Below are 10222 nucleotides of genomic sequence, written 5' to 3'. Positions count from 1 at the left end.
CGGGACCGCCGCGGGATCCGCGGAGGTCCCGGCCGCGGCGGCCGCGGCGTCGTCCGCGTCGAAGGCCTCGAGGGTCACCGGGATCGACTGCCAGGGCGAGAGCTCGGTGACGAGGTCGCGCACGGTCACGGGCATGGCCTCCCCGGACTCGTTGAGCACCAGGTCGCACAGCACGTCCAGGTCGTCGGGCACCGTCCGGGGGCTGATGCGGGAGGCGCGCGGCACCAGGCCGTCCTGCCCGCGCACCGGGCGCGAGCCCGTCAGGGCCTTGTACAGCAGGGCGACCAGCGCCGCGGTGTCGCGGAAGCCGGTGTCCTGCTCCGCGGCGGTCTCCAGCGCCGCGGCCGCCTCGACGCCCGCGCCGAGCACGTGGACGGTGCCCGCCGCAGGATCGACGAACACCCGGTTGGAGTCGAGGTGCTGGTGGCGGATCCCGCGACGGCGCGCGGTGTCGAGCCCGGCCGCGGTCTCGCCGATCACCGATCGGGCGGTCTCCGCGCGCAGCGGGCCGTCGGCGTACATCGCGGCCAGCGGCGGCGCCGGCGGCACCGGGTACTCGACCGCGGTGACCGGGGCGGGCGCACCGGGGGCGGCGGCCCGCGGGTCCTCCCGGGGATCGCCGAACACGCGCACCTCGCGCACCGGGATCAGCCGGGGGTCCTCCACGAGGAAGGCGCGGCGTGCGGCATCGGCCACCTCGAGGGCCGCCGGTCCCTGCACGAGGAGCAGGACGACGCTCTCCCCGCTCGCCGCCGATCGTGCGCGATGCCATGAGGCTCCCGCGGGCACGCCGGACAGAGGGATCGTCCCCTCCAGGGTCCAGTGCGCGCGGAGCGCGTCGTCATGGGGTCCAATGGTCACGGATAGTCCTCCGTCGTTCGTCAAGGCGCCTCACCATGCTACGAGGTGGTCGCCGGGGACTTGCCGGATCGTCGCAGCTTCCGCGTCACCAGGGACATCGCCCAGGTCAGCTCGTCGACCCGCAGCAGGCGGGCGACCGCCACGAACACCGCGGAGACGAGCACGGCCACCGCCGCGCCGAGGGGGACGGTGAGGAGCCGGTGGATCCACAGCGCATCGCCCAGCAGATGCACCGCCCCCGCCCCCACGGCGATGCCGGCGAGCGCGGCGATCAGCAGCTTGAGATAGGCCATGACGCTCGCCCGGGTGCCCGTGGTGCGAGCGCCGAGCGCCGTGGCGCGGCGGCGCAGGAGGTACAGGCCCAGCGCCCAGCCCAGCACATTGCCCAGCGAGCTGACGGCGGCGGCCGTCGCCGTCGCATAGCGCGGATCGACCAGCCACAGGATCGGCCCCACCGCCGCGAGGGACACCAGCGTGTTCGGGATCTGCATCCAGAACGGGGCACGCGCATCCTCGTAGGCATAGAAGACGCGCTTGACCAGGTATGTCGCGGCGAAGGGCACGAGGCCGACCATGTACCCGATGAGCACCCAGCCGTTGGCCCGCGCCCCGACCGGGCCGGTGCCGCCGCCGATCACCCACATGATCGGCCCGGCCAGCGCGATGAACACCGCGGCCGAGAGGAACATCGGCACCGCGAGCACGCGCCCGGTGCGGGCGTACTCGGCCAGCGCCGAGGTGTGCTCGTCATCGGCCGCATGGCGAGAGATCCGCGGGAAGATCGCGGTCACGATGGTCACGGCGATGATGCCCTGCGGGATCATGAACGCCATGTAGGCCCAGTCGATCGAGGTCAGCGCCGGGTAGGACTGGGCGGCGCTGCGGTCGATCTCGTTCAGCCGCTCGACCTCGTGGGCGGCGTTGCCGGTGGACCAGCGGGTCGCCCAGATGCCGAGCTGCGCGATCCCGAGCATGGCGAGGGTCCACAGGCCCAGCCGGGACAGCTTCCCGAAGCCCAGCCCGCGGAACCCCCACTTCGGGCGCAGCCGCAGGCGGAGCTTCCTCACGTAGACGATGAGGAACGCGACCTGCGCCCCGGAGCCGCCGACGTTGATCGCCGCCAGGGCGATCACCATGGGGATGGTCCAGGCGGTCGCATCGCCCTGCTTGCCCCAGACGACCAGGAACAGCAGCCCGCCGACGATGCCGACGAGGTTGTTCATCACCGGCGCCCACTGGTACGGGCCGAAGGAGTCGTGCGCGTTCAGCAGCTGCCCGCACATGACGTACAGCGCCGACAGCATGATCTGCGGCATCATCCAGTACCCCAGCTGCACCGCCAGGGCGTAGGTCGCCGGCGGCAGATTGCCGCTGGTCAGGGTGAGCAGCAGCGGGACGCCGGCGATGCAGATCGCGGTGAGCCCGCCGGAGACCAGCACCACCAGGGTCATCAGGCGCGAGATGTAGTCCGAGCCGCGATCGGGCTGCTTGGCGGCCTTGACGATCGCGGGCACGAGGATCGCGTTGAGGGTGCCGCCGCCGACCAGGATCCAGATGGTGTTGGGCAGCTGGTTGGCGGCGCTGAACGAGCTCGCCGCCGCGGTCATCGACCCGGCCGTGATGAGGCCGAACAGGAAGTTGCGCACGAAGCCCAGCAGGCGCGAGACGATCGAGCCGGAGGCCATGAGCATGCTCGCGCGCATCAGCCCGGTGCGGGGCCGGGCAGGCTCGGGGGCCGATGGCGCCGCGGGCCGCGCCGGCCCGGCCGCCGGGGCCGGGCCGGTGCGCAGATGCCGCGGGATGTGGGCCGTGCGCCGCGCTCTGGTCGCTGTGCTGCTCATCGGCTCTCCTCCTGCCCCTCGGTGCCCGGTCGCGGAGGGTCCATGGTCCCGGCAGCGGGCTGGGAACGGCCCGTGCTCGCCAGCACCGCCGGGTCCTCGGGCACCTTCACGCCGGGGGCGCGGCGGGAGGACCCGGTGCGCCGGGCCCGCAGCACGCCCACGACGACCAGCAGGCCCATCGCGATCACCAGGGCCATGGTCGTCCAGTTCTCCCAGGCGGGGTTCACGCTGAGCGGCACGCCCACCGGATCGGTCAGCGGCACGCCCTCGGCCGTGGTGAGCGTGGTCGAGAGGGTGACGGTGCCGTTGGCGATCGCCTCGACGGGGACGGTCACCTGGGCGCTGCCGCGGGCGGGGACCCGCACCGTCTCCGGATCGCCGATCCGCACCACATGGGTGTCCGAGGAGACCAGCACCTGCACGGTGATCGGGGTGGGCAGCGCGTTGCGCACGGTGATGGGCACCCCGGCCGCATCGGCGACCAGGGTGTACTCGGAGACGGGCACCACCTGGACCGCGGCGGTGAGCTCGTCGGTGCGCGCCACGGCGGCGTCGGCGCCCTCCCGTGCCTCCTGCTCGTCGCCGCGGTGCCCGGTGGAGGCGGCGGCCAGCAGCAGCAGCTCCGCGGCGTCGGCGGCGGCAGGGTCCTCCATCACCGAGGTGATGTCGCCCAGGCGCTCGGAGGCGGCCTCGAGATCGGCCGTCGCCCGGGGGGCGAGGCGCTGCGCCGCGGCGCCCTCGGCGACGGGGACGTCCTCGGGGCGCAGCGTGCCGGCGCTCAGCACGGCCCCGCTCTCATCCCCGGGATCGGTGGTCACCGAGCCCTGCTCGGCGGCGTCCAGCAGCTGGGACAGGGGCACGCGCTCCACCCACGGGGCGTCCTGCAGGTCGCGCATCATCGCGTCGACGGCCTCGGGGTCCAGGGCGGAGGCGTCCTCGGGCACGATCACCAGGTGCTGGCGCGCGGAGACGTCCTGGGAGGCGACCGCGGCCGTCTCGGCGAGGATGCGCTGGCGGGTCAGGACCGGATCCGCGGACTCCGGGGTCAGCATCGAGACCTGCGCGGACAGGCCCTCGTCGGGGGCGATCAGCGGCGTGGAGCCGGCGTCGGACTCGAGCATCACGACGGAGGACGGGGTGACGTGGTCGCTGCGACCGGCCGCGGCGAGGGAGGACGGGACCACGATCGCCTCGCTGCCCTCCTCCTGCCAGGCCTGCAGCTCCTCGCCGGTGAGCTGCTGCTCGGGCACCGCGACGGCCTGGCCGTGCGGGGTGACGCCGGATCCGCCCCAGGCGTCCTGCGCGGCGATCCGCGCCCGGCCGCCGAGGTGCGGGGCATCGGCCTCGGAGAGGGAGACCAGGTCGGCGCCGGCGTAGGGCGTGCCGAGCACGGTGCGTCCCGCGGCGCCCTCCTGGAGGGCGAGGCGCATCTGGTCGGCGGCCTCGAGCGGAGCGGGCGGCCCGGCCGTCCCCTCCTCGGCCGGGGTGGTCGGCTCGGCGGTGGCGTCCGGGTCCGGGTCCTCGGTCGGCTCCTCCTCGGGCTCCTGCGGCTCCACGAGGGTCGCGGGGTCCAGCAGGGAGGGGTCGAGCATCCAGTCGACCCCGTCGACGAGAGCCGTATCGCGGGTGCGGGCCAGCGCGCCCGCGGTCGCATCGGCCGTGAAAGCGGTGGGATCGGTGACCTGGGCGGCCGGATCCGCCGAGGAGACCGGCACCAGCATCGAGGCGCGGATGCCGCCGCTCACCCCCGAGGGCCGCCAGACGGTGAAGCTGCGCAGGCTGACCAGGGGCGTCTCCTCGGACACCAGGGTGAAGGACAGGCGACGCACCCCCCACAGCTCCGGGGCCTCGGAGTAGCCGAGCTCCTCCGCCGGGATCGCGACCCGCACCTGCGTGCTCGCCCCGGGGGCGAGGTCCCCGGCGACGCCGGAGGTGCCCACGGGGGTCCCCGAGTCATCGGGTGCGGTGACCGCCTGCCACTGCTCGAGCTGCTCCCGCTCGGTGATCCGCGGGGTGCGCGTGCGCACCTCGAGCTGCGGGGCGAGGAGGGTCTGCGAGGAGGTGTTGGTGATGGTGATCTCAGCGCTGAGCGTGCCGCCGGGCTCCAGCGCCGCCGGGCCCAGGGAGTCCAGGCGCAGCGCCGTGTCCGTGCCGTCGAAGTCCTCCGGCTGCGGGACCGCGTGGGCGGCCCCGGGGCCCAGCAGCATCACCAGGCACATGACCAGGGCCGATACCAGGGTCCGGAGGATCGGGCGGGCAGCGGCGGGCTGTCGTCCGACCGGTGCGCCGGAGCGGGGACGAGGCGATCGCCCCGTCCCGAGGGCAGGCGTGGTCGGTACGGGCTGCGACATGGGGACACTGTATGCGTCCTTATACGGTAGGCCCTGTGACTGATGCCCCCCACGACACGGACGAGACGCGCGCTCGCCTCGAGGTCGCCCGCACCCGCGCGGCCTCCATGTTCGCGGCGCTGCCCGCGGAGATCCACGAGCTCGGCCGCGCCTTCGAGGCGGCCGGCCACGAGCTCGCGCTGGTGGGCGGTCCCGTCCGCGACGCGGTGCTGGGCCGGTCCAGCGCCGACCTGGACTTCACGACCTCCGCCCGGCCCGAGCAGACCGAGGGGATCCTGCGGGCCTGGAACCGCGGCGGCGCCCTGTGGGACATGGGCCGGGAGTTCGGCACCCTGGGCGCGGCCCGCGGGGGCCTGCGCGTGGAGGTCACCACCTACCGCACCGAGTCCTACGATCCGACCAGCCGCAAGCCGCAGGTCGTCTACGGCGACACCCTCGCCGGGGACCTGTCCCGGCGGGACTTCACCGTCAACGCCATGGCGGTGCGCCTGCCGTCCCTGGAGCTGGTGGACCCCTTCGACGGCCTCGCCGACCTCGCCGCCGAGGTGCTGCGCACCCCCGTCGCCCCCGAGCAGTCCTTCGACGACGACCCGCTGCGGATGATGCGGGCCGTCCGCTTCGTCTCCCAGCTCGGCTTCCGCATCGAGCCGGGGACGGCCGATGCGGTGCGCGCCCTCGCCGAGCGGATCGGCATCGTCTCGGCCGAGCGGGTGCGCGAGGAGCTGGTGAAGCTCCTGATGGGAGCCCACCCCCGCGCGGGGCTCGAGCAGATGGTCGAGCTGGGCCTGGCCCGGCACGTGCTGCCGGAGCTGCCGGCCCTGCAGCTGGAGATCGACGAGCACCACCACCACAAGGACGTCTACCAGCACTCCCTCACCGTGCTCGAGCAGGCCATCGACCTCGAGTCCGCGCCCGGCAGCGGCGGTCCCTGCGAGGGCCCCGACCTGGTGCTGCGCCTGGCCGCGCTGCTGCACGACATCGGCAAGCCCGCCACCCGCCGCTACGAGGCCGGGGGCGTGGTCACCTTCCGCCACCACGACGTGGTCGGGGCGAAGCTCACCGCGAAGCGGATGAAGGCGCTGGCCTTCGACAAGGACACCACCAAGCAGGTCGCGCGGCTGGTGGAGCTGCACCTGCGCTTCCACGGCTACGCCGACTCGGCCTGGACCGATTCCGCGGTGCGCCGCTACGTCACCGACGCCGGCCCCCTCCTGGAGCACCTGCACCGCCTCACGCGGGCCGATGTCACCACCCGCAACCGGCGCAAGGCCCGCGCCCTCGCGCGGGCCTACGACGAGCTCGAGGCGCGCATCGCCGAGCTCGCCGAGCAGGAGGAGATCGGTCGGATCCGCCCCGACCTCGACGGCAACGAGATCATGCAGATCCTCGACCTGGCACCGGGCCGCGAGGTCGGCGAGGCCTACAAGCACCTCCTGGAGCTGAGGATGGAGCACGGCCCCCTGGGCCGTGAGCGCGCCGAGGAGGAGCTGAAGGCGTGGTGGGCCGCGCGCTGACGGCGCCGGCACCGTCGATGAGCATCCGCTGAAAGCCCTGCGGGGCGCCCGGCGTCTACTGTGAGCGGCGTCGCACCAGTCGTGGAAACCGTGTGAGAGTCCCCGCCGGGTCGTATCCGTGCCTGCCGTGCGCGCCCATACTGAATGATCGCGGACCCCTGGCGGTTCGTGCCCCAGATCGTCCAGGAAGCCAGTCGGCCAGGAAGCAGGAGCCACCATGAGCGATTCCCGCGGCTCGTCCAGCCCCGGTTCGGGCAAGCCCGGCGCGCGACGCGCAGCCGGCGTCCGCCGCAGCCCCGCCGCTCCCGGGGGCAAGACCCCTGGTGAGGTGAAGGGCACCTCCCGCACCAAGCGCAACGCCGCGGCAGGAGCCGGGGCCGCCGGCGGCGCCGCGGCACGGTCCGGGGCGAAGGGCGGCTCCGCAGGCTCGTCCTCGCGCACGGGCTCGACCAAGGGGACCTCCCGCTCCCAGGGCGCGGCGACGACCGCGGCCGCCGCGGGCGGGGCGGGACTGGCGCGCGCGAAGCCGCGCAAGAACCTCCTGAACTACCCGCGCGCCGGGAAGAAGGGCGTGTGGCGCTGGTTCCCCTCGCTGCGCATGATCATCGGCGCCTTCGCGCTGCTCGTGATCGCCGGCGTCTCCTTCGCCGTGTGGATGTACAAGACCACCGATGTGCCCGAGCCCAGCGATGTCGCCGTCGCCCAGTCCTCGCGCGTGTACTTCGCCGACGGCACCACGGAGATGGGGAAGTTCTCCCAGGTCAACCGTACGATCATCCCCAGCGACGAGATCCCGGACAACGTCAAGGAGGCGGTCGTCGCGAGCGAGGACTCCACCTTCTACGAGAACCGCGGCGTCTCCCCGCGCGGCATCGTGCGCGCCCTGGTGAACAACCTCTCCGGCAACGCCCGCCAGGGCGGCTCGACGATCACCATGCAGTACGTCGAGCGCTACTACACGGGCACCAACACCTCCTACTGGGGCAAGGCCCAGGAGGCGATGATGGCGCTGAAGGCGGATCAGTCCCTGTCCAAGGACGAGATCCTCTCGCGCTACCTCAACACCATCTACTTCGGCCGCGGCGCCTACGGCGTGCAGGAGGCCTCCCAGGCCTACTTCGGCAAGGACGCGAAGGACCTCACCGACGCGGAGGCCTCGCTGCTGGTCGCCGTGATCCCGGCGCCCTCGGTCTACGACCCGGCGAAGAACCCCGAGCGCGCCGCGTCCCTGTGGGACCGCGTGATCGAGCGGCAGGTCAACGTGACCGGCACGCTCACCGCCGACGAGGCCGAGGCGCTCGAGTTCCCGGCGACGGTCGACAACGCGAACTCCAACGCGCTCGCCGGCCCCAACGGCTACCTCATCGCGTACGTGAAGTCGGAGCTGAAGCGTCAGGGCTTCGACGAGGACGACATCGACACCGGCGGGTACACGATCGTCTCCACCATCGACCCCGCGATCCAGCAGAACACGGTCGATGCGATCGAGGACCTCCCCGACGACCGGCCCGCCAACAACCGCATCGGCACCATCACGATCGACCCGTCCACCGGCGCGATCAAGGCCATGTACGGCGGCGCGGACTACGTCACCCAGTCCTACAACGACGCCAGCCAGTCCCGGATGCAGGCCGGCTCGATCTTCAAGACCTTCACGCTGGTGGCCGCCCTCGAGGACGGCTACAGCCTGAACTCGCGGTTCAACGGGAACTCGCCCCGCACCTTCGACGTCCCCGGCGACGACTGGCGGGTGAAGAACTTCAGCGACGTCTCCTACGGCAGCGTCACCCTCACCGAGTCGGTCACGCACTCGATCAACACCGCCTTCGCGGAGCTGAACCTCGAGATCGGGCCGGAGCGCACGCGGGACGTCGCGATCCAGCTGGGCCTGCCCGAGGACACCCCGGACCTGGACGCCTACCCCTCCAACGTGCTCGGCTCGGCCAGCCCGACGGTGCTGGAGATGGGCGAGGCCTATGCGACGATCGCGGCGCAGGGCGACTACAACCCCTCGTACATGGTCAAGTCCGTGACCAACCCCGACGGCAGCACCGAGTACGAGCACGAGAAGGCCCCCAAGGAGGTGCTGGACGAGGGGGTCGCCATCAACGCGACCGTGGCCCTGCAGGGCCCGCCCAGCACCGGGTCCGCCCGCTACATCCGCCAGAACATGGACGGGCGCCCCGTCGCCGGCAAGACCGGCACCTCCGAGAGCTTCCGCTCGGCCTGGTTCGTCGGCTTCACGCCCCAGCTGGTGACGGCCGTGGGCATGTTCCAGCCCGGCGAGGACGGCTCCCAGCAGTCCCTCACGCCCTTCGGCGGCGTGGACCGCATCACCGGCGGCTCGTTCCCGACGCAGATCTGGACCGGCATCATGAAGCCCTCCCTCGAGGGCCAGGAGAAGCTCGACTTCCCGGAGGCCGTGCGCCTGGACAACCAGCGCCCGCGCGAGACCCAGGACGACGACGAGGACGAGCCCTCGCGCACCACCCAGGCCCCTGCGACCGAGGAGCCCACGACCCAGGAGCCCACCGAGGAGCCGTCCGAGGAGCCGACCGAGGAGCCCAGCTCCGAGGCGCCCACCACGGAGGAGCCCAGCTCCGAGGCCCCGGCCACCGAGGAGCCGTCCTCGGAGGCTCCCACGTCGGAGGCCCCGACGTCCGGGGAACCGGAGGCCGACGCCACCGAGGAGTCCGAGGACGACGGGGAGGAGCAGGCCGGCGGCGAGACGGAGCAGGGAGACGGCTCCCCGGGCAGAGGCGACACGCGGAGGGACCGCGGCCAGCCCACCGACGCCCCGACCGAAGGGACCGGCCGGACCGCCTGATCCCGCGACGACAGCCCGCCGCAGCGCCCTGCACCGCCCTGGTGCAGGGCGCTGCGGCGTTCATCGGCCGCTGGGAGAACCGCTGGCCGGGCCCGGCTCCCGGACGAAGATGCCGGCGCGGACCGCTGCCGTGGTGGCTGCGGCGCAGCGGCGGGCCACGTCCGTGTCCAGGGGCTCGCCGGTCAGCAGCAGGCGGAAGTACAGCGGCGCGACGAGGTGGTCGATCACCTCGACGTCGACGGTCCCGCGGGGGGCCTCTCCGCGGGCGACGGCCCGCCGCACGATCTCCGAGGAGAGGGGCCGGCGCGTGGTGAGGACCTCGCCGAGGATCCCGCGCACCCCGTCCAGGCGCGCCGCCTCGGAGCCGAGCACCGCGCTGATGATCCGCCCGGTGTCCGCGGCGAGGACCTCCACGATGTCCTGCGCGTACGCCGCGAGATCCGTGGCGAGGGCGCCGGTGTCCCGGGGCACGACGGGATGGCCGGAGCGGTCTCGCAGCGCCTCCACGAGCAGGGTGTCGAGATCGGACCAGCGCCGGTAGATGGTCGTGCGGTGCACGCCGGAGCGTTCGGCGACCGCACCCAGGGTCGCCTTCGCATAGCCCTGTGCGACGACCTCCTTGAGCACGGCGGCGAAGACCGCCTGCTGGATGCGTGCGCTGCGGCCGCCCGGGCGCCGCTGCGGGGTCTGCTCCTGCTCGGCCATCGCCCCAGTATCCCTGCCGGTCGACATCGGCCCGAACCCGCGCCCACTAATGCAACGTCATGTTGCGATAGCATGTGTGCGGCGCATGGCCCGCACCTCGCGGTCCGCGGGCATGCGTCCCGG

At 73.2% G+C, this 10222-nt stretch carries 6 protein-coding genes; 2 read left to right on the top strand and 4 right to left on the bottom strand.

What is annotated here, in order from left to right:
* The 3 genes from BF93_RS17820 to BF93_RS17810 all read right to left on the bottom strand — a co-directional run.
* On the bottom strand, positions 1 to 861 hold an 861-nt coding region (locus BF93_RS17820), incomplete at its 3' end, for a protein kinase family protein (protein WP_038374521.1).
* Positions 862 to 899: 38 nt separating this feature from the next.
* A complete protein-coding gene (murJ, locus tag BF93_RS17815; protein ID WP_038374520.1) occupies positions 900 to 2702 on the bottom strand; it encodes a murein biosynthesis integral membrane protein MurJ in 1803 nt (600 codons plus the stop codon).
* Complete coding sequence (locus BF93_RS17810; protein WP_269520938.1) at positions 2699 to 5053, bottom strand: DUF6049 family protein; 2355 nt, start codon at positions 5051 to 5053, stop codon at positions 2699 to 2701. Before BF93_RS17810 ends, murJ begins: the two co-directional genes overlap by 4 nt.
* Before the next feature lie 107 nt (positions 5054 to 5160).
* On the opposite strand from BF93_RS17810, the gene BF93_RS17805 reads away from it, so the two are divergent.
* Together BF93_RS17805 and BF93_RS17800 are read left to right on the top strand one after the other, a co-directional pair.
* A complete protein-coding gene (locus BF93_RS17805) occupies positions 5161 to 6567 on the top strand; it encodes a CCA tRNA nucleotidyltransferase (protein WP_038374525.1) in 1407 nt (468 codons plus the stop codon).
* A gap of 217 nt (positions 6568 to 6784) precedes the next feature.
* On the top strand, positions 6785 to 9394 hold the full coding sequence (locus BF93_RS17800) for a transglycosylase domain-containing protein (RefSeq protein WP_084148678.1): 2610 nt from the start codon (positions 6785 to 6787) through the stop codon (positions 9392 to 9394).
* Between the two features lie 60 nt (positions 9395 to 9454).
* Here BF93_RS17800 and BF93_RS17795 read toward each other — a convergent pair whose 3' ends face one another.
* Positions 9455 to 10099, bottom strand: a complete 645-nt coding sequence (locus BF93_RS17795) for a TetR/AcrR family transcriptional regulator (RefSeq protein ID WP_038374519.1) — start codon at positions 10097 to 10099, stop codon at positions 9455 to 9457.
* Positions 10100 to 10222 lie beyond the last annotated feature (123 nt).

It is taken from the genome of Brachybacterium phenoliresistens, from assembly GCF_000576425.1.
Lineage (GTDB): Bacteria > Actinomycetota > Actinomycetes > Actinomycetales > Dermabacteraceae > Brachybacterium > Brachybacterium phenoliresistens.
The sequence above is the reverse complement of the archived record's forward strand: the minus strand, read 5'-3'. Positions and strand labels throughout refer to the sequence as shown.

Coding starts and splice junctions, on each gene's coding strand:
- murJ (WP_038374520.1), bottom strand. CDS start 2,702: ATGAGCAGCACAGCGACCAGAGCGCGGCGCACGGCCCACATCCCGCGG.
- BF93_RS17810 (WP_269520938.1), bottom strand. CDS start 5,053: ATGTCGCAGCCCGTACCGACCACGCCTGCCCTCGGGACGGGGCGATCG.
- BF93_RS17805 (WP_038374525.1), top strand. CDS start 5,161: ATGTTCGCGGCGCTGCCCGCGGAGATCCACGAGCTCGGCCGCGCCTTC.
- BF93_RS17800 (WP_084148678.1), top strand. CDS start 6,785: ATGAGCGATTCCCGCGGCTCGTCCAGCCCCGGTTCGGGCAAGCCCGGC.
- BF93_RS17795 (WP_038374519.1), bottom strand. CDS start 10,099: ATGGCCGAGCAGGAGCAGACCCCGCAGCGGCGCCCGGGCGGCCGCAGC.